Raw genomic sequence first — 23,330 nt, forward strand, 5'->3', positions numbered from 1 at the left:
TCAGGGGAGACAGAGATGAGACAAATCGCAAAATCTATCATGGTTCTACTATGCGCCTTTGTCGTATGTATGCCGCTGCTCCCGGGCTATGCAGCCGCGGAGGCGACTTACAAATCCTACACAGGCGATTTCCAGCGGACACCTGATGCATACGAGCCGGCTGGCACCATTGAGAAAGCGGGCGACACCGAGTTCGCCACGCCGTCCGATATCTTCGTCGACAGCCGCGATATGCTCTATGTCGCGGATACAGAGAACAGCCGCGTCGTCGTCATGACGCGCGGCGGGGAGCTGATTCGTTCGATCGGCGAGGATGTCCTCGATGCGCCGTCCGGCGTTTTCGTTGACGAGAAAGGCGACATCTATGTCGCTGACAGCCGGCTCGGACAGGTACTGCATTTCAGCAAGGAAGGCAAAGTGCTGCAGACGTTTAAGCGTCCCGAAACACCGCTTTACGGCAAAAGTACACCGTACAAGCCGATGAAGGTGACTGTTGATAAACGGGGCAATGTGTACATTATTAGCGAAGGAACGACGAACGGCGTCATTCAGATGAGTCCTGCCGGGGACTTCATGGGCTTCTTCGGCATGAATGATTCGAAGCCGTCGGCGAAGCTGATGCTGCAGCGCCTCTTCTTCACGAAGAAGCAGATTGAGCAGCTGTTCAAGAATGTGCCGAATACGCCGACCAATGTTGCAATTGATACGAAGGGTCTTGTGTACACGGTTACGCAAGGCGATAAGGATCAGCCGATCAAGCGGCTGAACATTTCGGGCTACAACTTGCTTCATGGCACGTTCTGGGACCCGACCTATACAGACATTTCGGTATCGGCGGCGGGTAATATTTTTGCAGTCGGGCAGCGGGGTTACTTCTACGAGTTCGACAGTGAAGGGCATTTGCTGTTCGTGTCTGGCTCGCCGGATGATGGCAAATCCCGCGAAGGCTTGCTGCTAAACGCCGCGGGCATCGCGACCGACTCCAAAGGCTACATCTATATCGCGGATGTGGGACGGAACAGCATTCAAGTGTATGAGCCGACCGAATTCGTGGAGCTTGTTCATCATGCGCTCGACCTGTACAAGGACGGGCTTTATGTGAAGAGCCAGGAGCCTTGGAATCTCGTTGAACAACGCAACAGCTTGTTCGTCTTGGCGCATCGCGGACTCGGCGATGCTTATATTAAGCAACAGCTGTATGCCAAAGCAATGACCGAGTACAAGCAAGCGAAGGATGTCACAGGCTACTCCAACGCCTTCTGGGAAATCCGCAACAGCTGGCTGCAGCATAACCTGCTGACGTTGGTGCTCATCATTCTCGGACTGATGGCATTGCGCTCACTTCTTAGATGGGTGCACCGGAAGACAGGCGTGCTAGCGCCGACTGTCCGCGTGAAGGAAGCGATTATGAACGTTCGCCTCATTCGCGAGCTGCTCTTTATCGGCAGATTCATCAAGCATCCGCTGGACGGATTGTATGGTCTAAGGGAAGAAGGCAAGACATCGGGGATCTCGGCGGCTGTGCTCTACGTGCTGTTCATTGCAGAGTATATGTTTACCCTTTACGGCACCGGGTTTATCTTTGACCAATCGGACGCTTCGACTATCAACCTGACAAAAGAGCTGGCGATGCTGATCGCGCCGCTTACGCTCTGGATCATTTCAAACTACTTGGTCAGCACGATCAGTGACGGCGAAGGCAAGTTCTCCCAAGTGTATCAAGGAACGATCTATGCGTTTGCGCCATATTTGATCTTCCATCCGTTCGTCGTGGCAGCCTCCAACGTGTTGACGCTGAACGATGCCTTTCTGTTCAGCTTCGCGAATACGATTATTACCGTGTGGTGCGCTGTGCTGCTCTTCTTGATGGTGAAGGAAGTGCATGATTATACCATTCGGGAGACGCTGCGAAACTTGTTCATTACGCTGTTTACGATGCTGATCACGAGCCTCGTGGTGTTCATTGTTTATGTGATATTGCATCAGGTTTACGACTTCGGCGATTCTGTCATTCAGGAGATGATTACGCGTGCGGAACAATAAATGGATAAAGCCGCTATTATTGTACGGATTGCTCGCCGCATGCATTGCATTCTTTGTGGTCCTTTATATGCGTGGAAGCGAGCAGGAGACGGAGGATACGACACCGGCAGCCGTGCTTAAGACGGCTTTCCAAGGCAAGCCTGCGCAGAGCCCGCTCGCATCCGATTACCGGCAAGTTGCAGAGAATGACAAGCTGCAGCTTCGGCTCAAGGAAGATACGCTTGCGATCCAGGTGGTCAACAAACAATCGGGGTACGTATGGTCCTCCGACATGGTGAAGCCGGACGCGAACGAAACCTGGCTCAACTTTATTCAATCCGGTCTGTCTATCGATTATTTCGATAAAGAGAACAACAATGCGATCCGCACCGATCTGCTCACGGAAGCGAATAAGACGATCCAGATCAAGCAGATTGATCAGGGGTTCCAAGCGACAATTCGGTTCAATGATCTGTTGATCGGGATGGACCTAATCGTGAAGCTAGACGGCGGGCAGCTCGTCGTAACGATCCCGCAGAAGAGCGTCCTGGAAGGGGAGCAATTCAAGCTTGGCTCGGTGATCGTCTATCCGTTTCTTGGCGCAACGAAGGCAGGAGACACAAGCGGATATATGTTTATCCCTGACGGTTCAGGAGCGCTCATCAAGCTCGCGGATAATAAAGGCAAGTTCAAGACGCCCTATGAAGCGAAAATCTATGGGGCGAACAAAGGCATAGACATCGCCCGCATTACCGACAATTTGAACGACGGGGCGAAGGATCCTTACAATGCGCAGTTTCCGGTATTCGGACTGGTGCATGGCGAGCAGCGGCATGCGCTGTTTGGCATCGTCGAGGACGGCAAATACAATGCGAAGATCCTCAGTTATGCGAGTGGGGTGAATACGCCTTACAACTGGACGACCGCGCAGTTTATCGTCCGTGAATCGTACCTGCAGCCGACAAGCCGTACGATGGGCGGTATCGTTGTCTTCGAGAAGAACCGCAATGCGGAAGATATGCAGCTGCGCTATTCCTTCCTCGAAGGGGAAGGCGCCAGCTATATTGGAATGGCGAAAGCGTACCGGAACTACTTGATTTCGCGCGGCGACATGCCGAGGGAGCCAATTGCAGCAGGCGGCAGCGCAGAAATTCCGATCCACCTGGATGTGCTCGGCTCGGAGACGGAGGGCGGCTTGTTCGCCAATCACTTGATTCCGATGACGACCGTGGATCAGCTCTCTTCAATGCTGGATCAGCTGCGCGCGGGCGGCGTCAGTCGTACAGACGTTGTCTATCGCGGCTGGAATAAGGGCGGCTACTCCGGAACGAATCCGGCGCCGGTCAGCTTCGAGTCACAGCTCGGATCAGCGAATGCATTCAGCAAACTGAGCAAGCAATTGGCTGATCAAGGCGGAAAGCTGTATTTCTACACGGACTACACGACAGCGTTTGATACGTCGAAGCGATTCTCCGCACGCGACGGCGCTGCCGTTAAGATAGACAAGTCGCTCCTGTCCGTGCCGACTTATCAGGAAGTTTATCCGACGATGTACTTCATGTCGGCGGACTATGCGAAGCAGATTGCGGCGGACAATGTGAGTGGCTACAAGAAGAATGGGATTACGTCGGTCGCCGTGGATGAGACGCCATATGAGCTGTTCTCGGAGCGGGTGAACGACCAAGTGTCGAGCCGAAGCAAGACAGCTGCTTCATATGCAAGCATGCTGGAACAGCTAAAGACGCAAGCATCCGACATGGCGATGTACAAGCCGAATGATTATATGCTCCGCTACGCCGATCAGCTGCTCGACGTTCCGATGCATTCCTCGCAGTATACGTATACGAGCGAGGCCGTTCCGTTTGAGCAGATCGTGCTCAAAGGGTACAAGAACTATTTTGCCGAGCCGGTCAATTTCTTCGCGAATCCGCGCAAGGAACTGCTGACGATGATCGAGACAGCTTCGTATCCGACTTATTACTTAACGAGCGAGCAGGCATTCCGCTTGGCGCATACCAATTCCAGAGAAGTGTTTGCTTCGGCATTCGCGGACTGGAAGAATAATATCGTGAAGACGTACAAACAGCTTAACGATGCGCTTGCGCCGGTTCAATATGCGACGATCGAGACGCGAACCGTGCTTGCGGCAGGCGTCGTTCAAGTGACGTATTCGAACGGCAAAGCGATAATCGTGAACTATAATGACAGTGTGTATACCGGCAAAGAAGCTACCGTAGCTCCGCTCGGGTATCAAGTAATCGAGGTGAGAACGTAATGGCCAGTATCCGCATTCGCATCCGCATAACGAATAAACGCAGAAAAGCACTCGTCGGTATGGCGTTCGTTGCGCCTTGGATTATCGGGTTTTTCATATTTGCATTGCGGCCGATGATTTATTCGCTCTACTTAAGCTTCCAGAAGGTAAAAGTAACGCCTCTGGGCATCAAGACCGATTACGTCGGCTGGGACAATTACAAATACGCATTCGTCTCGGATTCAACGTTCATCGAGAAGGTGCTCCATTATTTGCGTGAGATGGCGCTGAATGTGCCGATAGTTGTGACGTTCTCGCTCATCATAGCCCTGCTGATCAATCAGAAAATCAAGATGCGCGGCATCTTCCGGACGATCTTCTTCCTTCCGGTCATCATTACGAGCGGCCCCGTCATTAACGAGCTGCTCAGCCAAGGCGTCACTAACATCCCGAACATTGAATCTTACAGCATGTTTGAGATGGTCAAAGAGAGCTTAACTCCGGCGGTTGCGAACCCGATTATGTACCTGTTTAAGCAAATTATTATGGTGCTGTGGTTCTCCGGCGTACAAATTCTGATCTTCCTCGCTGGCTTGCAGAAGGTTGATCATTCGCTGTATGAGGCGGCCCGAATCGACGGCGCTTCGCCTTGGGAGGCGTTCTGGAAGCTGACCTTGCCGATGCTCATGCCGCTCGTGCTCGTCAACTTTATCTATACGATCGTCTACATTTCGACGTTCGCACTCAATGAAATTATCATCATGATCAAAGACAACATGTTCAATACAACGACCGGCTTCGGCTACGCAACGGCGGTCGCCTGGATTTATTTCGTCCTCATCGCGCTCGTGCTCGCGATCTGGTCGCTGCTGATAAGAACGAGAAAGAGTTAGGAGGTGCATGAAGGTGAAACAACAAGGTGCCGCTGCGCTGAACCGTATTCGCAAGCTGCTGCTGGGCGTGGGAGAGAACGATGGATTTGTGTTTAAGCTAGTTGTCTACCTGCTGCTCATCGGGATCGGCTTCATCTATTTGTACCCGCTGCTCTTCATGCTGGTGAACAGCTTTATGAGTCTCGATGACCTCGTCAATTCAATGGTCAGATGGATTCCGACGAAGCTATATATCGACAATTATATGAAGGCGCTGCAGGTGCTGGATTTCCGCAAGACGCTAATGCAGACGATTCTGGTGGCGGGCGTTCCGTCCATTATTCAAACAGTGATGACCGCTGTGATCGGGTACGGCTTCGCGCGGTTCGAGTTCCCGCTCAAGCGGCTCTGGTTCGCGCTCATGATCGCGACATTCATTATACCGCCGTCCGTGACGATGATTCCGACTTACTTGATGTTCAAGGATTATCATCTGCTCGGTACGTTAAAGACGTACATCTATCCAGCTTTCCTCGGCCAAGGGCTGAAGAGCGCGCTGTTCATTATGATCTTCTATCAATTCTTCAAGAAGCTTCCTGTCGTGCTGGAAGAAGCTGCTCAAATCGACGGCGCTGGGTATCTCAAAATGTTCTATCGCATTGCCGTTCCGACGGCAGGTCCGGCATTCATCATCGTGTTTCTGTTCTCTTTCGTCTGGTACTGGAATGAATCGTATCTGGCTGCGCTCTATTTCGGCAACAAGTTGACGATACTGCCGCTTGAGCTGCAGAAGTTTACAGACAGTTTTACGAAAATGTTCCCGTCGGGCGGCGGTCAAGGCAATCAGCTCAACGAGGCGATCAAGATGGCAGGCACGATGCTGACGATTGCGCCGTTGCTTGTGGTGTATTTTGTGTTGCAACGCTGGTTCGTTGAAGGTGTGGACCGCTCCGGGATTACCGGGGAGTAGGGGCGGAGGACGCTCCGCGTGCGGAGTTTCGCCTAGGCGACCACTGACGTTTCTCCACTCCGACTCCGCTTTGCGCCCCAAAACCTCCCCTGCACCGCTGCGCGGTGGGGGGTGTGGGCAGAGTGGATGCTCTCGGAGGAGTCCACTCGCATACAACTTTAAACACAATGGAGGTAAGGGATAGATGACGAAGAACAACAACTACCAAATATCCGACAACGGATGGAAACTCATATGGAACGAAGAGTTCGATGGACCCGAAATAGATTTGACCCGTTGGGATTATGATATTGACGGTCATGGTTGGGGAAATAATGAGCTGCAGTACTATACGAGAGAAGCTAGAAACGCTTTTATCGAGGACTCGAAGCTCGTTATCAAAGCGATTAAGGAAGAATATGAAGGCAGTCCTTATACATCGGCTAAGCTGGTGACAAGGGGCAAAGTGGATTGGCTGTACGGCCGGTTCGAGATTCGCGCCAAGCTTCCTTATGGTCAAGGCATCTGGCCGGCGTTCTGGATGATGTCGACAGATATGCAAGTACACGGCGATTGGCCGAGCGCAGGTGAAATCGACATTATGGAGATGTGCGGCCACGAGCCGAACAAGGTGCACGGCACGCTGCATATGGGCAACCCGCACTTCTATAAAGGCGACTGCTTCACGCTTGCGGAAGGCAAGTTCGCCGATGATTTTCATACCTTTACAATCGACTGGACGCCTACGCAAATGCGTTGGTACATCGACGGCGAGCTGTTCTATAAGAGCAGCGAGTGGTATACGCGCGAGATTGAGACGTCCGCAATCGAGCCGTTTCCGGCGCCGTTCAACAAGCCGTTCTACCTGATGCTCAACCTTGCGGTTGGCGGCAATTGGCCGGGTTATCCGGATGCGACGACAGTGTTCCCGCAGACGCTTGAGGTCGACTATATTCGCATCTATCAGCCGGAGGACGGTATTTACGGGCCGGCGATCTAAGCCATATCGAGCAACGAAGATGAAGCAGGGGGACTCACATAACAATGAAGCAGCCAATTAGCACATATTCCGGTATTCGCACAACGTTAACCCTGCAGCAGCGGGATAATATTCATATTCCTTATCAGAACGGAATTCCCGTTCCTTCCTTCGACCCTCAAGAGAGGCTGAAGCTGGACCTTGCAGGTTTATGGAATAAGCAGCGCTTCGAAGCCGATCATGATTTCTCAATGGCTGAACGTAACGAATGCTGGATCGAACAAGCTAGGGAGACTGCTGGAGGTCGCACGGAAGCGGACTATAACGACTCCGATTGGGAGAAGATCATACTGCCTCGTCCCGAGAATGAGTTGAAGGGACTTGAAGCGGCAGGCTCCAGCGAGACGTATGAGAATGGCGTCTGGTATCGCCGAAACTTTAAGCTCGGTGAAGAGTGGAAGGGCAAGGCGGTTACGCTCCATGCTCTATCGATCAGCTATGTCGCCGATATTTGGGTGAATGGCCTATGGGTTGGCTATCACGAGGGTGGCTTTACTCCGTTTGCGATTGATCTCACGAGATACGTCTGCTTTGACAGCGAGAATACGATCGTCATTCGGGTGGACAACCCGCCATGGGGCAGCAGACACGATATTATCCCGGCTACAGCAGGGACGGACTTTTTCAACTATACCGGCGTTATTCACGATCTCTATTTAAGCGGCAGTACAACTTGCCATATCGCGAGAATGGATGCGGTTCCGCTTGATACGGAAGGCAGCGTACGGTTTACTGCAGTGGTGGAAAATCGCTCGGACGCGCCAACAATAGTAGAACTGCAGGGCACATTGTTCGAGGCTGATCAAGAGGGCGAGGCGTTCTTGAACTCTCCATATGCTTCGCGGATTAAAGGCACGAGGGCAGCTTGGGACGGCGAGCTGTCCACATCGCTCTTGCTTCAGCCAAGAGAGTCAAGAGCCGTTGTCCTTCATGCCCTCGTACAGGATCCGAAGCTGTGGGCATTCTGGCAGCCGAATCTTTACGTGGCGGAATTCACGCTGAAGATCGGCGAGGAAGAAGAGCTCGATTGCTTCCATACGCAGTTCGGCATTCGAACGGTCACCACAGAGGGCACGGATATTCTACTAAATGGCCGTGCGGTCTTCTTGGCAGGTATTGCCCGTCATGAGGAGTGGCCGGATACGGGCCGTACGGCAACATGGGACCGCATTCGCGATGACCTTCTGCAAATGCGCTCCGAGCTCCATGTCAATTACGTGCGTACAGCGCATTACCCGAACCACGTATTTACTGCGATGCTGCTAGACCGGCTCGGACTTGTGACGGCAAGTGAAATTCCGCTGTGGCAGTTCACACGGGAGCATTTTGCCATTCAAGAAGAGAAACGGCTCAGCGACCAAATGTGGAGGGAGATGGTGTTCTCCCAGTACAACCGCCCTTCGGTTCTGATGTGGAGCACACAGAACGAGTCGGTTGAGGTCGAGCTGCGCACCGTTTACAATATACGGCTTGTCCATGATTTGAAGACCTGCTATCCGGACGGAAGATTGACAACGCAAAGCGCGGCGGCCGATCAGCCTGGCGCGCACGATCCTTCAATGGAGCCGCTGGATGTGGCAAGCTGGACGATGTACTTCGGTATTTTTCATGGGGGAACGTATTACGAAGGAACGAAGCAGTTTCTTGAAGACGCTCACCGTTTATGGCCGAACAAGCCGATCGTCAATACCGAGTACGGCCACTGGTCAGGCGAGAATGAGGTTGTATCTGACACTCAAATTGAGACCTACAGGGAGACGCTAAAAGCGCTCATGGAATATGCGGTTATTAAGCCGGACGGCACGAGAAATAATAGTGGGTTCGTAGCTGGCATTGATTACTGGATCATGTATGATTGGTATGTGAACCACAACAATTGGATCGATACGTTCGGTATCTATCATATGGATCGGAAGACGATCAAGCCCGTTGGGGAGCTGATTAGGGCCGATTACCGGATGTTTACGGAGCATGAAGGCGGGTTCGTCAAAAAAGGTACAAGCGAGTACTAGGAGGAAGCAGCGATAATGAAGTACGAAGTTTTCGGCATGAATGAGTGGCTTTACCCGGATAGTATCGTGAAGGACAGCGGCGCTGGGGCGATCAAGTTAAATACGGCGAGAGGGAGCTACGCGGCTTGCCAGATTTTAATCAATGACGCTGCACCGAACGCGCCGATTCGTTGCGAATTTATCCGCTCGACAAGCAGTGTGTTTCTGCGTCAACCGGAATACTACCAACTAATTGATATTTTCGTCGAGAAAAATACGGGACCAGTCAGCTTCTGTGTGCAAGAAGGCGAGTCGGCGGAAGGCTACACGACAAGACAAGCTCCTTTCCGCGTCTATGAAGCTTTGCAGCCGCTTGTAGAAGGTACGGTTTCGCGCGCTGCTACAGAAGCACTTTACATATGCTGGGACATTCCGGTGGACGCTGCTGAGGGCAGTTATTCGGGGGAATTGTCCATTACGATTGGTGAAGACAATTGTCTTATTCCTGTAGATATTGAAGTATTCGCTGCCGTCGTGTCTGAGAAGGAGACGCTTGCGGTTACGAATTGGTTCAGCCTGCCGAATATGGCGAAGCGCTATAACGTGGAGCTGTGGTCGGAAGAGCATTGGTCGATGATCGAGAAATACGGCCGTTTGATGCGCCGCGCGCGTCAGACGCATTTCTGGGTGCCGATGGATGCGATTCAGGTAACTCTGGTTGGCGAGGATCAATATGCGTTTAACTTCGAACGGACTGAGCGGTTGATTCAGCTTTACCTCGGACTTGGATTTACACATATCGAAGGCGGCTTGGTCGCTGGACGCAAAGACTTCTGGGGCTCCGAATTCCACATCTTCAATACATGGAACGGCGGTGAAGCGCTTAAAGCGATCGCGGCTGAAGGCTATACTTACTTGTCACAGTTTCTGCCAGCATGGCGCTCGTTCTTGGAACAGCATGGCTGGCTCGATATTCTCGTGCAGCATGTTGCCGATGAGCCGACGGAAAACAGCGTAAAGGAGTACCGTATTCTGTCCGGGATGGTGCGTAAGTTTATGCCGGGAGTTCCGCTGCTGGAAGCGGTGGAGACGTATGATCTGTCAGGCGCGGTCGATATTCTCGTTCCGAAGAACATCTACTATCAGGAGAATCAGGAGCAATTCGAGAAGCTAAGATCACTCGGGGACAAGCTCTGGTACTATACATGCTGCATCCCAGGCGGCACTTGGATGAACCGGTTGTGGGACATGCCGTTGCTGCGGTCGCGTTACCTGCACTGGGGCAACTATAAATATGATTTGGAAGGGTTCCTGCACTGGGGACTTAACTTCTGCGACGATGATAAGGACCCGCTCAATCAGACCGATATTTTCTTCCCGCCGGGTGACACGCACTGTACGTACCCAGGGGAGAACGGTCCGCTTGGAAGCATGAGACTTGAGGCGATGCGAGCAGGCGTCGAGGATTACGAGCTGTTGAAGCAGCTGGCTGCGAAGAACAAAGCTTTGGCTGACGAGCTGACAGACTCTTGCTTGATGAGCTTTAATCAGGCGAATGAGGACCCGGTTCATTTTGACGAAGTTCATCGCAAGCTGCTGGAAGCTGTATCGGAGGGGGCATAGAAATGTCGGAACAAAAGGTGAAATTCGAGACGAGATGCCTCCATTCACTTGTGAAGGTGTTCGCTGATGAGGAGCTGCAAGAGGCGACGTATGAGAGCGGATCTGCGCTGAGAGGCGAGTTTTATTCGTTCCAGGTGGCATACCGAACTGCATCATATATGAAAAATATTCGTGTGAGCGTGAAGTCGGGGCTAGCAGATTCGAAGGTTATAGTGAAAAGTGTCGGTCTCGCTCCTTCTGAGCTGCCGAACTATAATGATCCGGACGACTATCTGCTTCGTACGACGCCGGGCTTGTATCCAGATCCGCTTTATCCGGTCGAGGCCGGAAGCGGTGTCGTCCATGCGCTGCCGAATCAGTGGCGGTCGGTATGGGTGACGGTTCAGATTGCTAGTGAAACGCCGGCGGGTGTCTATCCTGTGGAGATTTTTTTTGCTGATGAGAGCGAGGAAGTTCTGGGCTCTGGTCTATTCCAGCTGGAGGTTATCGGCGCTGAGCTACCTGAGCAGCAGCTGGTGCATACCGAGTGGTTCTACCTCGACTGCCTTGCTAGCTGGTATAAGGTGGAGACGTTCTCCGAAGCCCACTTTGAGATCATTGAGAAGTATGTGGCGCATTACGTGGAGTCCGGCATGAACATGATTCTGACGCCGTTGTTCTCTCCGCCGCTTGAGCTTGATTATGGCAAATACCGTCCGACGGTGCAGCTTGTTGGCGTGAAGTGCTCAGGCGGCACGTATTCGTTCGACTTCTCACTGCTGGAGCGCTTTGTCGAGATGTGCTTACGGAATGGCGTGAAGCATTTTGAGTTCTCGCATTTGTTCACACAGTGGGGGGCGAAGCATGCGCCGAAGATTTTCGCTGAGGTGGATGGGACGGGCACGGAGCAGGTATTTGGATGGGAGACAGATGCTGAAGGCGAAGCGTATCAGAGCTTCTTGACGCAGTTTATTCCGCAGCTGGTCCAGTTTATTAAGGAGCATGGCCTTGAGCGGAGCTGCTATTTCCATCTGTCGGATGAGCCGGGTACATGGTGCCTAGATTCATATACAAGCGCGAGCAACACCGTTCGTTCGTTACTGAATGATGAATTTCCGATTATCGATGCGCTATCTGAGTATGATTTCTACAAGCGTGGCCTGCTGACGCATCCGGTCGTTTCTACAGAGCACATCCATACGTATATCGAGAACAAAGCTGACAATTTGTGGGCGTATTACTGCTGCTGCGAGTACAAGCATAACGAATCGAATCGGTTCTTCAACATGCCGTCGGCTCGCAATCGGATCATCGGCGTTCAGTTGTACAAATATGATATCCAAGGCTTCTTGCATTGGGGCTATAATCACTGGTATTCGCAGCGTTCGCGGCGGGAGATTAATCCGTATCAGGTGACGGATGCCGACATGGGGTTCCCGTCGGGGGATGCATTCCTTGTCTATCCAGGCGAGGACGGTCCGATTGATTCAATCCGTCTTGTGGTGCTGCGTGAAGCACTGCAGGATGTTCGGGCGCTTCGTCTCCTCGAAAGCTTGACGAGCAAGCAGGAAGTGATTGCGCTTCTGGAAGCGGGATTGAGCGAGCCGATTACGTTCCGCCAGTATGAGCGGGGTAGTGCGTGGATGCTTGCGACGCGCGAGCGGGTGAACCGCCGGATTGCGGAGTGCGTTGCTGAGTGGGGGCAAGGGCAAGGGCAAGGGCAAGGGCAAGGGCAAGAGCAAGAGCAAGAGCAAGAGCGGGAGAGGGATAACGTGCAGGGGCGTGGTCTGCCATGCTGAAGCTGACAGAATGGCAGGAGACGCTGCTGTATCATCCGGTGGTACCGTGCGGTCCTGTGCCAACCGTCTGCGATGGTGAGGGCATTTATCCGTATGAGAGCTTCTGCGAGACGGCGGAGCGCCCAGTGCTGCGCAAGTTTCGGATGATGGCAATCGAGAATGACTGGATGAAAGTGACGGTCTGTCCCGATCTAGGCGGCAAAATCCATTCTATCTTCCTGAAAGCGAGCAGCAAGGAGATTCTGTTCGACGCAGGCGCAGTGCGGCCAGTGCGGATCCTTCCGCGTATGGCGTTCATCAGCGGCGGCATTGAGGTGAGCTTCCCGATCGCACATACACCTGTGCAGGTAGAGGTTGTTCATGCGGAGGCGCGGCAAATCGGTGATCGTCTCTATATCTGGTGCGGCGAGCGCGAAGTGCGCTATGGCATGCATTGGACGGTCGAGTATTCACTTGGCGAGCACGACCGTTATTTGACGCAGCGGGCGACGTTCGTGAACAAGACCTCGGAGGCGCATTCTTGGATGTCTTGGTCCAATGCGGCACTTCCCGCGCGAGCAGACTCGCAGTTTCATTTTCCTGCTGGTCGTGTGCTGCGGCATGCGGATATTCTTGAAGAGATCGAGTGGTCTCGTGAGCGTGGGTATACGCTTTCGGACTTCGACCGGATGCAGGGCTTCTTTTGGAAGTCAACCGATTGCAATGCGTTCGGCATGTACACGCCAAGCCTCAGCAGCGGACTGTACCATATTGCCGATCCGGCGGAGACGCCAGGCATAAAGCTGTGGCTATACGGCCTCGGCAAGCACGAGGATTGGGCGCACTCGACGGCGATCCGCCGGGAGAGCTATGTGGAAATTCAAGCAGGTCCGCTGCTGGAGCAAGCGGACAATAATATGCTGCAGCCGGGTGCGCGGCATATGCATACGGAGTTCTGGATCCCGAGCGCGGAGCCGCTGGAGATCCGGGAGTTTGAGCTGCCGGCGCCGCAGCTGATACCAATCGAAGAGGTTCCTCTCTTCGATTTGGTACCGCGCAGCGGAACGGCGCCTTGGCTCGTGCTTGCGGCGGCATACGCTAGCCGCGATGCTAGCGCGCTTGCGGCTCCGCCGGCGGCCGAGGATTGCGTCTGGCCGCCGCCTTTCATGGAGCAGCTAGGCGAAGCGCTGCTCTGGGCCGCGGAAACGGGATGCGCTGGAGCGTGCGATGGCGCAGGAGCAGGAGAAGGAGCAGGAGCAGGAGCAGGCACTGGAGCAGACGCAGACGCTGGCAGTGGCGGTGCAATCGCTTCCGCTGCTGGCGGAGAGCGCGAGCAGCTGTGGCGGTATTACTACGCCGTCTGGCTGGCGGGGCGAGGCTTGCTCGACGAGGCCATTGCTGCGCTTGCGGCGGTCGAGCTGGACTGCGGATATGCGCTGCTCGGTCGACTGCTGCGCGTGTGCAGGCGGGATTACGCAGGCTCGCGCGCTGCATACGCGAGTATTCGCTCGGCGGCGTGGAGCCTGCATCCGCAGCTTTTCTTCGAACGGGATGTGACGCTCGCGCAATTCGGAGCGGGAGCGCTTGAGGAGCGCGAGCACTGGTTCGCGCAAGTCGATTCGCTTCAGGATGACGCGCTGGTGGAGCGGAGAGCGAGCTTCCTGCTGGACCGCGGCGGCGTCGCTGAAGCGAAAACGATCCTTGATCGCCATGCCTTCGGCAAGGTGCATCAACGGTACGACCGCTCGCAGCTATGGCAGCGAGTTGCCGCAGTGACTGGCGAGTTGGCCGGCGGAGCGAGCGAAGAAGTGCTCGCACGCCTCGGCGAGGATGACCTTGCCGTCTATGGCGCGTATCGCGTGTCGGAGCAGAAGCAGGAGTAGCTCTGCAGCTTGGTGGCGAAGATGCTGAGAGTACCAAATACGATCTCTCGCAGCTAGGAAATGTGCGAAATAGCTGCTGAGAGTGCCAAAATGGATCTCTCGTCAGCTAAAGTAGCTGGAAAGATAGGCTCTACGATGCTGAGAGTACCAATACGATCTCTCGCAGCTAGAAATGTGCGAAATAGCTGCTGAGAGTGCCAAAATGGATCTCTCGTCAGCTAAAGTAGCTTTGATCTCTCAGCGTGGGCTGCTATGCTCAAGCAGCCTAAATGAGTCGTATAGCGCTTAATTGCGCGTATATCGCCCATGTTCCAAATTCTAACGCCTCTCAGCAACGCTATCTGGGTGCATTTCACCTCGAAATGTACGCTTTACTTATAATAGCGTCACCAATCCGCAAGCCGATCCGATCTCCAGTCGCAATAGTTATCCAACCCGTCTCCTTCGATAAGCTTCTGCTTACGTTTATCGTAATTGCGCTTCTAGCCGGTTTACTCGGAGGCTTAGGTGCCGTAAAGATCAAAACTACGGACACGGCGTATTCGAAGCTATTTACCGATTATGGCTCCGTCGGCATAGGCGATCTGAGCGATATTGCTGCTGCTTGCGATGAACAAATCGGCCAGCGGGCTATAAGCAACGCTACAACACAAAAAAGCGTGCATTTCACCTTTGAAATGCACGCTTTTTTGTGTTATTTCACGATGCGCATCGACAGCCACTGTGGTAGCGCCGCTATCGGGTGCGACTTCCAGTCGCAGTAACTATCTAACTCGGCTTGCGACGGCTGCTTCGCATTGTCGTCCGAATCGTCTACCCAGAACGAGCCGTCTTCTGCGTACATCTCTTCCATTTTCGCTAGACGAAAGCCGGACGATGCCATTGCATTCACAAAATCCTGTACCCGCCATTTGTACGTTGGAACGTCCCCGAATGGTCCGGTATTGTCGTAAGGGTTCACGACCGCAAGCGCACCTGCCTCACCAGAGAATGGGCGCATGAACGGATGAACATCGAACATGACCGAGCATCCATCAGCCCTCAAGATTCGATGAATGTTCCTGTACATAGCGTTCAAATCATGAATCCATACATGAACCCCATTAGAGGTGTATACCAGGTCATAGGTGTCATCTGCCACACTGCCAAGCTGCATCGTATCGTTCACGAAAAACTCAATTTCCCACCCATGCTTGCGGGCGATAGCTGCGCTATTCGCGATCTGCTTTTCCGAAATGTCACAGGAGGTGACCTGAGCGCCGAGCAGATGAAAAGCATACACCGCGTGATTGTCACCGCTCGAGGGAACACAGACTCTTTTGCCCTGTAGGCTAGGAAAGGCTTCCCGAATAAGCGAGTAGGTTGCGGGATGGAAGGCCGATGCTGGATTGCTGATGATTTTGGAGATGGCCTCGTCTGTCCGATAGCGCAAGTACCAGGTTTCAGCCCATTCGTTCCAACTGTTTTTTATTGTGTGCTGTGAAGCTTCCACTCGTAAAACCCCCCTTGTTCGGTATGAGTCAACTATGCCACAAGCTGACGCGAAGCGGAAGAAATATATGGAAGTTTATACCTGCAGGAGCTACAATCAAACTAGCCGCTAAGCACTGGGGCTAGAGAACCTTTTAACAACTATCTCTTACAAAAGGAGTGATGATGTTTGCATACGAACGAACATTTCAATAAGCCGGTGAGAGGTCGCGAAGAAGCGTAAGCTTGAACGATAGCGCCAAGCGCCACCTCTCATTAGGCACTGGGAGGCCAATAGGCGGCAATGATGTTACTTATGAACATGTGGCGTGCGACAGTCGATGACGCGCCAGCGAAACAACTCGTTATGAATTGGAACCACGACGCGAATTCGCTCCAGTTCTGGAGGGCGAGCAGCAATTTTGTATATCGTTTTGAAGCTGACGGCGGTAGATCATTCTGGCTTCGTTTCATTCACGAGGCGGATAATACGATTGCGAATATCGAGGCCGAGCTTCACTATATCGAGTACTTAATAGCGAAGGGATATGCTGCGGCTGCGCCTGTCTTGTCACTGAACGGACGTTTCGTTGAAACGATTGAGTCGGAGCAGGGACGCTATTATGGCGTTGTTTTTGAACAAGCTGCGGGGGTCCGTGTACAAGTGAGTGGAGTGACAGAAGATCAACTGGGGCGATGGGGCCAATCTCTGGCACAGCTGCATCTGCTCGCGGAAGACTACCAGCCACCACTCGGGACAAAAGTAAGACGCAGCTGGGAGGATATACTCCGCTTTATCTCGGGTGTGCTGGAGCGTCACCCGAACGAGGAGGCAGCCGTCGCCGAGCTCAACCGCGTTGAACAATGGCTTCTGACACTGCCGAGCGAAGAGGGGCATACGGGACTTATCCATTATGATTTTCAGCTTGATAATGTGTTTGATATGGGGGAGCGCGAGGCATATAGTGTCATCGATTTCGATGATGCGATGTATCACTGGTACGCGATGGACATTGCAGCTGCACTTGCTGATCTGGATGATCTAGACGAAGCGGAAGCTGTCCATGCCCGAACGCTGTTCCTGCAAGGTTACCAGGTACTTAGACCGTTGGATGAGCTCCTAATGAGCGAGCTGCCAAGATTCAGATGTTTTGCCAAGCTCTACTCCTTCGCACGACTCTTGAGATGCATCGAAGGACTCGAACCGGCGAATGCTCCGGAATGGCTGATTGGACTTCATCAGAAGGTGCTGACTTGGTGCAGTCAGATGCGGGAAGGGTTTGAGCGTTAACGATAAGCATAAGAAAAACCGCCAAGATTTCTTGGCGGTTTATTTATCGATGATTTCATGTATATTCTTTGTCAGCACCTTCAGGCGGTCCGACTTACATCGTTTCGTTATGAATATCAGTTTCATTCAATCGATAATTATTTATGTAGTATTACCACTTTCAGGATTTATAAACATGAACCATCTACTCGTTGTACTATCACGTCCGTCCGTTCAATAGTAACTCATTATCAGTCGGTAAACCTCTTTAGCCGATTTCATGGATAAGGAGTAAGTGGTGCTTGTTTCATTTATCTTCTCGATGGTTCCAGCGTCTTCTCGTATCCATAGAAAATACGTGTCATTGCCCAATTCAACCTTATACTCGGGGTCTGCCATGTCGGCAATACCAGGGTTCTTGCTTGCACCCTTAAAAGCCGTTTCGATAATGGATATCTCAGTTGTATCCGTAATTACTTTCAATGAATCCTGCTTCGTTTCTTGAAAGCTCACCATTTTATAGATTGTCATTTGTTTGATTTTCTCATCTGCGCAGCCAATTAATGTGGAGAGTATTAAGATGGCGGCACTGCAAAATACGATCGTTCTTCTCATAACCTTCACCCCACAACTTCAGACGCCATGCACGGCATTATTGTTTCACCTGCCCCATAATTCCACTCCGCATCCGTTGTGCAGCACACCCTCACTGGTAAAAAGAACTATAAGCTTCTCGCACCCGATAAATGGTATACTTGACAGGAAAACGGATGCACGACTAATTATTTAAAGCTGAGGAAGATCGGACACTATGCGTAATAGGCCCAAAAGGCATCAATCAAATACAGCGCTCAGAATTGCGCTCTCTTATGTCATAATCGGTAGCATTTGGATATTGCTGTCTGATCAGATTATGGAGATATTTCATATCTCAGATGTGATTCGGATTCATTCAACCAAAGGGATTTTCTACGTATTCATAACCTCGTTTATTTTATACTTCTGGGTTAAACGAGCGAAGAAGGATCTTACCGAGAGCGAGGAGCGATATCGCATCCTTGTCGAGCATTCTCCCGAACCGATTGCGGTTTATTGCGGAGGCGCTATTGTGTTTATTAATCCAGCGGGGGCCAAAGTATTCGGAGCGGCGGAACCGCAGCAGCTCATAGGAAGACCGATTGTTCAACTAGTGTCATATGACTACTTGCTGCTTAGCGCTTCACAACCGGGCATGTCTACAGAGCAAGTTTTTCAGCGCATAGATGGTCAAGCAATTGATGTGGAGGTTACTTCTGTACCGATTATGTACCTAGGCAAGCCGGCGATGCAGCTGCTCTGCCGGGATATTACGGAACGCAAGCGCGCTGAGCGGATGCTGGAGGAGAATGAACAGGCGGTTAAGTCGCTAGTGGTTCATAATCCGGATGCGATCTTCTCGCTTGATCTGGACGCCCGCATGTTGAGTGCGAATCCGGCAATTGTGAGGATTACCGGCTACCATCAAGATGAGCTGCTTCATAAATCGTTTTGCCTTATCATCTTTGAAGAGGACAAAGCTCGGGCAAAAGAAATATTTAACCAATCGCTGCAAGGGGAGTCCAACAGCATCGAAATTATGATTCAGCACAAGGATGGGACGAATGTCGACGTGAACTTGAAGATGGTGCCAATTATTGTGGGCGGCCAATTCGTAGGCGTATACGGCATTGTCAAAGACATTACGAAGCTGAAGCGGACGGCAGAGCTGTTGCTGAAATCCGAGAAGCTGTCCGTCGTTGGACAGCTGGCTGCAGGAGTAGCGCATGAAATTCGCAATCCTCTGACGTCTTTGAGAGGCTTCGTTCAGCTGTACAGCACGAAGATCAATCAGGCATACTACCAGATCATGTTGTCAGAGCTCGACAGGATCAATGATATTGTCAGCGAGTTTCTGGTCATTGCCAAGCCGCAAGCGGTTGTTTTTGAAATGAATGATATTCGCAAAATGATGGATGACGTCATCTCGATCCTCGAAACGGAAGCTACGCTGCGGGATGTGCAGATTCACGCCGAGCTTGCGTCGAATATTCCACTCCTCTATTGTCAGCAGAACCAGCTCAAGCAGGTATTCATCAATGTGCTCAAAAATGCGATAGAAGCGATGGCAACCGGCGGCGAAATTATCATTCAGATGGAAGCGCGCGAGCAGCAGGTTGCGATCAGAATTAAAGATAACGGCTGCGGTATTGCCGAGGAACGATTGACATCGGTTGGCGAGCCCTTCTACACGACGAAGGAGAAAGGAACCGGGCTTGGCTTAATGGTCTGCCATCAGATTATGGAAGCCCACGAGGGTTGCCTTCGGATTGAGAGCCGGGTGGGCCTAGGCACAACGGTTGAACTTATTCTACCGCTTAACAATAGTGCGGCCGCATAATGGTACGATAAAACAGGCTCCCGGACATCATATGCCGGGGGCCTTATTTGCTTGCCTGGCAACATGTCGCACACGGAAAAAGCATACAGATAACATACTAGGATAGCTTCGGAGGCGATCAGTATGAGCGATGAGATCAGTCGGTACGTGCCTGTTCATCACATTCGTTTTGTCACTGCTTCCGCTTTATTTGACGGTCATGATGCTTCCATTACGATAATGAGACGGATATTGCAAGCTAGCGGCGCCGAGGTCATCCATCTGGGCCATAACCGATCTGTGCAGCAAATTGTCCGAACAGCCATTCAAGAGGATGTACAAGGAATCGCGGTATCTTCGTATCAAGGCGGTCATGTCGCATTCTTCAAATATATGGTGGATCTGCTTCGTGAATTGGGGGCAGGACATATCCGCATCTTCGGCGGAGGTGGAGGCGTTATCATTCCATCCGAGATGGAGGAGCTGCGCGAGTATGGTGTCTCGCGGATTTTTTCGCCAGAGGATGGGCGGAGGCTTGGTCTGCAAGGAATGATCAATGTGATGCTGCAAGCGTGCGATTACAGCACGGTAGCGGATTTCGAGCACAAGCCGGAATCACTCGCAGCGAGAAATAACGTCACGACGGCGAAGTTTATGACGCTTGCTGAGCTGAAGGTGGAGTCTCGGACGACGAACGAGGAGAAGGCGCGGCTCGATGCGTTGTTCGCTGAAGTCGGCAAGCTGGCGGCTTCGACAGGGGTGGCGCCGGTGCTCGGCATCACGGGTACAGGCGGAGCTGGCAAAAGCTCTCTCACCGACGAGCTCGTCCACCGCTGCTTGCAGCATTACCCGGTGCGCAGCATCGCCGTTCTGTCGGTAGATCCAACGAAGCAGAAGACCGGCGGCGCGCTGCTCGGCGACCGGATTCGAATGAACGCGGTGTATGCGGACCGCGTCTTCATGCGGTCGTTCGCGACACGCGGCTCGCGCTCGGAGCTCTCGAGCGCGCTTGCGGATGCAATTGCCGCGGCGAAGGTCGCGGGCTATGAGCTCATCATCGTCGAGACGAGCGGCATCGGGCAGGCGGATAATGGGATTACCGCCGTTGCTGATTTCTCCGTCTATGTCATGACGAGTGAATATGGAGCGCCAAGCCAGCTGGAGAAGATCGAGATGATCGACTATGGCGATCTCTTCGTTATCAATAAATTCGATCGGCGCGGCTCCGAGGATGCGCTGCGCGATGTGAAGAAGCAGGTGCAGCGCAGCAGCGGGCAGTTCGATCGCGATTGGCATGATATGCCGGTATATGGCACGAACGCGAGCCAGTTCAATGACGTCGGCATGAACCGATTCTTCGCTGCACTCATTGCGAGGCTGAATGAGAAATGCGGTTTAGGCTGGACAGCCCCGCAGCCGGCATTGATTCAAGCCGGGCAGGCGCCTTCGCAGAAGCGCTCGATCATCCCCGATGATCGGAGCGGGTATTTGAGCGAAATTGCCGCTACGGTACGGCAGTATCGGCAGATGGCGAATGAGCAGGCGGATGCAGCCTCATCCTGCTATCGCCTTGAAGGCGCGATAGAGGCGGCGCGCCAGCTTGGCGAAGATACGGCGTTGCCGGCACTCGAGCAGCTCTACGCTTTGTATGCCAGCAAGCTTAGCGCGTATACGCGGAAGCTGCAGAAGGATTGGGCTTCCGTGGCGCAATCTTACATCGCTGCGACTTATACGACTCATGTTCGCGGTAAGCCGATTGTCACAGAGCTGTATTCGCGATGCCTCTCGGGGATTGATATCCCGCGGATCGCGTTGCCTGCTTTCCGTGACGATGGGGATCGGATTAGCTGGATGTACAAGGAGAATGTGCCCGGCCAGTTCCCTTACACAGCTGGCGTGTTCCCGTTCAAGCGCAAGGAGGAGGACCCGAAGCGGCAGTTTGCCGGCGAAGGAACACCTGAGCGGACGAACCGCAGGTTCCATTACTTGTCCAAGGACGACACGGCGAAACGGCTTAGCACGGCATTCGATTCCGTGACGCTGTATGGCGAGGACCCGGCTTACAGGCCCGACATTTATGGCAAAATCGGCGAAAGTGGCGTTAGCGTCTGCACGCTTGATGATATGCGAAGGCTCTATGCTGGCTTCGATCTGTGCCATCCGTCTACTTCGGTGTCGATGACGATTAACGGCCCGGCGCCGATCATCCTAGCGATGTTTCTGAATACGGCGATTGAGCAGCAGATTGATGCAGCTGCCGCGAAGCTTGGCAGGACGCTCACCGAAGAGGAGCTTGGTCAAATTCGTCAGACGACACTTCATAGCGTTCGTGGTACCGTGCAAGCAGATATGCTGAAGGAGGATCAGGGACAGAACACGTGTCTCTTCTCGATGGCGTTCGCGCTGCAGATGATGGGGGATATTCAGCACTATTTTATCGATCACAATATCCGCAATTATTACTCCGTCTCGATTTCTGGCTACCATATTGCAGAGGCGGGAGCAAATCCGATTACGCAGCTAGCTTTTACCCTCGCCAATGGATTTACTTATGTGGAATATTATTTGAGTAGAGGGATGCCGATTAATGAAATTGCGCCGAACCTGTCGTTCTTCTTCAGCAATGGGCTGGACCCTGAGTATGCGGTCATCGGACGTGTGGCGCGGCGTATCTGGGCGGTCGTGCTGCGGGACAAATACGGCGCTGACGAGCGCGGCCAGAAGCTGAAGTATCATATCCAAACATCAGGCCGGTCGCTGCACGCGCAGGAGGTGGATTTCAACGATATCCGCACGTCGATGCAAGCGCTGATGGCGATTATGGACAATTGCAATTCGCTCCATACGAATTCGTACGACGAAGCGGTAACGACGCCGTCTGAGGACGCTGTCCGCCGAGCAATGGCGATTCAGCTCATCATTAATAAGGAGCTTGGGCTGATGCGGTGCGAGAATTTGCTGCAAGGCTCCTTCCTTATTGAGCAGCTGACTGATTTGGTGGAGGAAGCGGTGTTGCTGGAGTTCGAGCGGCTTCATGTGCGAGGCGGCGTACTTGGTGCGATGGAATCTCAATACCAGCGGGGGCGCATTCAGGATGAATCGATGGTCTACGAGATGATGAAGCATAGCGGCGAGCTGCCGATCATCGGCGTCAATACGTTTCTGAATCCGAATCCGCCGCAGGAAGAAACGATGCAGCTGGAGCTGACGAGAGCGAGTGTGGAAGAGAAGGAGCAGCAGATTGCGAATTTGCATAAGTTCCAGGAGCAGCATAAACATCAGACGCCAGAGGCATTGAAGCGGCTGCAGCAAACGGCGGTAAGTGGCGGCAATCTGTTCGCGGAGCTGATGGAGACGGTGAAAGTCGCTAGCCTTGGGCAGATTACGAATGCGCTGTATGAGGTAGGCGGGCAGTACCGACGTAATATTTGATCGCGACGGGACGAGATGCGGAGCGAGTAAGTTACGAAAACCCCCTCCTTAACGGGAGGGGGTACTTTGCATAGCTGCCAGCTCCTACTCCGCTACAGCCGCTGCTCTCGGATAATGGTCGGCATGGCGGTAGATACGACCGTCTCGTCGAGCTCTGAGAAGATGAGCCCGATCATGAGTCCCGCGAGCACGAGCTTCTTGTTACTCCGTTTTTTATCCATCATCATCACTGAAATTCCTCTCCAATCTGTCTTGACTTCTCTGACTATAAGCGAGCGAGAGTAGGGTCGAATCAATCGCGGGACTGATATGTTGACCTGCCACAGACGGAATATAAAAAGCCGACTGCATATTTGCAGCCGGCCTTGATCGG

General features: G+C 52.8%; 16 protein-coding genes. 13 read left to right on the forward strand and 3 right to left on the reverse strand.

All coding sequences use genetic code 11. The annotated features are described in order from the left end of the window. Positions 1-15 precede the first annotated feature (15 nt). From BMY11_RS21605 to BMY11_RS28980, 10 genes are all read left to right on the forward strand, one after another. On the forward strand, positions 16-2,043 hold the full coding sequence (locus BMY11_RS21605) for a YIP1 family protein (RefSeq protein ID WP_090581171.1): 2,028 nt from the start codon (positions 16-18) through the stop codon (positions 2,041-2,043). Then, the gene (locus tag BMY11_RS21610) at positions 2,030-4,297 is read left to right on the forward strand and encodes a DUF5696 domain-containing protein (RefSeq protein ID WP_090581173.1); all 2,268 of its coding nucleotides are present in this window, start codon (positions 2,030-2,032) and stop codon (positions 4,295-4,297) included. Before BMY11_RS21605 ends, BMY11_RS21610 begins: the two co-directional genes overlap by 14 nt. Beyond that, the gene (locus tag BMY11_RS21615) at positions 4,297-5,169 is read left to right on the forward strand and encodes a carbohydrate ABC transporter permease (protein WP_090581176.1); all 873 of its coding nucleotides are present in this window, start codon (positions 4,297-4,299) and stop codon (positions 5,167-5,169) included. Before BMY11_RS21610 ends, BMY11_RS21615 begins: the two co-directional genes overlap by 1 nt. Positions 5,170-5,176: 7 nt before the next feature. After that, complete coding sequence (locus BMY11_RS21620) at positions 5,177-6,118, forward strand: carbohydrate ABC transporter permease (RefSeq protein ID WP_090581179.1); 942 nt, start codon at positions 5,177-5,179, stop codon at positions 6,116-6,118. A 184-nt stretch (positions 6,119-6,302) separates the two neighbouring features. Further along, a complete protein-coding gene (locus BMY11_RS21625) occupies positions 6,303-7,097 on the forward strand; it encodes a glycoside hydrolase family 16 protein (protein WP_090581182.1) in 795 nt (264 codons plus the stop codon). A gap of 44 nt (positions 7,098-7,141) precedes the next feature. Then, entirely contained in the window at positions 7,142-9,148 is a 2,007-nt protein-coding gene (locus BMY11_RS21630; protein ID WP_090581185.1) for a glycoside hydrolase family 2 protein, read from the forward strand. 15 nt (positions 9,149-9,163) lie between these two features. Beyond that, the gene (locus BMY11_RS21635) at positions 9,164-10,750 is read left to right on the forward strand and encodes a DUF4091 domain-containing protein (RefSeq protein ID WP_090581188.1); all 1,587 of its coding nucleotides are present in this window, start codon (positions 9,164-9,166) and stop codon (positions 10,748-10,750) included. A gap of 2 nt (positions 10,751-10,752) precedes the next feature. Beyond that, the gene (locus BMY11_RS21640; RefSeq protein ID WP_090581192.1) at positions 10,753-12,528 is read left to right on the forward strand and encodes a DUF4091 domain-containing protein; all 1,776 of its coding nucleotides are present in this window, start codon (positions 10,753-10,755) and stop codon (positions 12,526-12,528) included. After that, positions 12,522-14,390 (forward strand): DUF5107 domain-containing protein, encoded by a 1,869-nt coding sequence (locus tag BMY11_RS21645; protein ID WP_090581195.1) that lies wholly within the window; start codon positions 12,522-12,524, stop codon positions 14,388-14,390. Before BMY11_RS21640 ends, BMY11_RS21645 begins: the two co-directional genes overlap by 7 nt. A gap of 362 nt (positions 14,391-14,752) precedes the next feature. After that, positions 14,753-15,154 carry a hypothetical protein gene (locus tag BMY11_RS28980; protein ID WP_177182762.1) on the forward strand — a complete coding sequence of 134 codons (402 nt, stop codon included), beginning with the start codon at positions 14,753-14,755 and terminating at the stop codon, positions 15,152-15,154. Here BMY11_RS28980 and BMY11_RS21650 read toward each other — a convergent pair. After that, positions 15,085-15,882 (reverse strand): class I SAM-dependent methyltransferase, encoded by a 798-nt coding sequence (locus BMY11_RS21650; RefSeq protein ID WP_090581198.1) that lies wholly within the window; start codon positions 15,880-15,882, stop codon positions 15,085-15,087. The genes BMY11_RS28980 and BMY11_RS21650 overlap by 70 nt on opposite strands. A 282-nt stretch (positions 15,883-16,164) precedes the next feature. On the opposite strand from BMY11_RS21650, the gene BMY11_RS21655 reads away from it, so the two are divergent. After that, positions 16,165-17,151: a phosphotransferase enzyme family protein gene (locus tag BMY11_RS21655; RefSeq protein WP_090581201.1), complete on the forward strand. Its 987-nt coding sequence runs from the start codon at positions 16,165-16,167 to the stop codon at positions 17,149-17,151. Between the two features lie 213 nt (positions 17,152-17,364). On the opposite strand, the gene BMY11_RS21660 is transcribed toward BMY11_RS21655, so the two are convergent. After that, positions 17,365-17,745 carry a YhfM domain-containing protein gene (locus tag BMY11_RS21660; RefSeq protein ID WP_090581204.1) on the reverse strand — a complete coding sequence of 127 codons (381 nt, stop codon included), beginning with the start codon at positions 17,743-17,745 and terminating at the stop codon, positions 17,365-17,367. Between the two features lie 196 nt (positions 17,746-17,941). On the opposite strand from BMY11_RS21660, the gene BMY11_RS21665 reads away from it, so the two are divergent. Both BMY11_RS21665 and icmF read left to right on the forward strand, forming a co-directional pair. Continuing rightward, the gene (locus tag BMY11_RS21665; protein ID WP_090581207.1) at positions 17,942-19,546 is read left to right on the forward strand and encodes a PAS domain-containing sensor histidine kinase; all 1,605 of its coding nucleotides are present in this window, start codon (positions 17,942-17,944) and stop codon (positions 19,544-19,546) included. 123 nt (positions 19,547-19,669) lie between these two features. After that, complete coding sequence (gene icmF / locus BMY11_RS21670) at positions 19,670-22,957, forward strand: fused isobutyryl-CoA mutase/GTPase IcmF (RefSeq protein ID WP_090581209.1); 3,288 nt, start codon at positions 19,670-19,672, stop codon at positions 22,955-22,957. A 92-nt stretch (positions 22,958-23,049) separates the two neighbouring features. On the opposite strand, the gene BMY11_RS29415 is transcribed toward icmF, so the two are convergent. Next, positions 23,050-23,184: a hypothetical protein gene (locus BMY11_RS29415; RefSeq protein WP_256217699.1), complete on the reverse strand. Its 135-nt coding sequence runs from the start codon at positions 23,182-23,184 to the stop codon at positions 23,050-23,052. Positions 23,185-23,330: the final 146 nt, after the last annotated feature.

It is taken from the genome of Paenibacillus sp. OV219, from assembly GCF_900110075.1.
Taxonomy (GTDB): domain Bacteria; phylum Bacillota; class Bacilli; order Paenibacillales; family Paenibacillaceae; genus Paenibacillus_Z.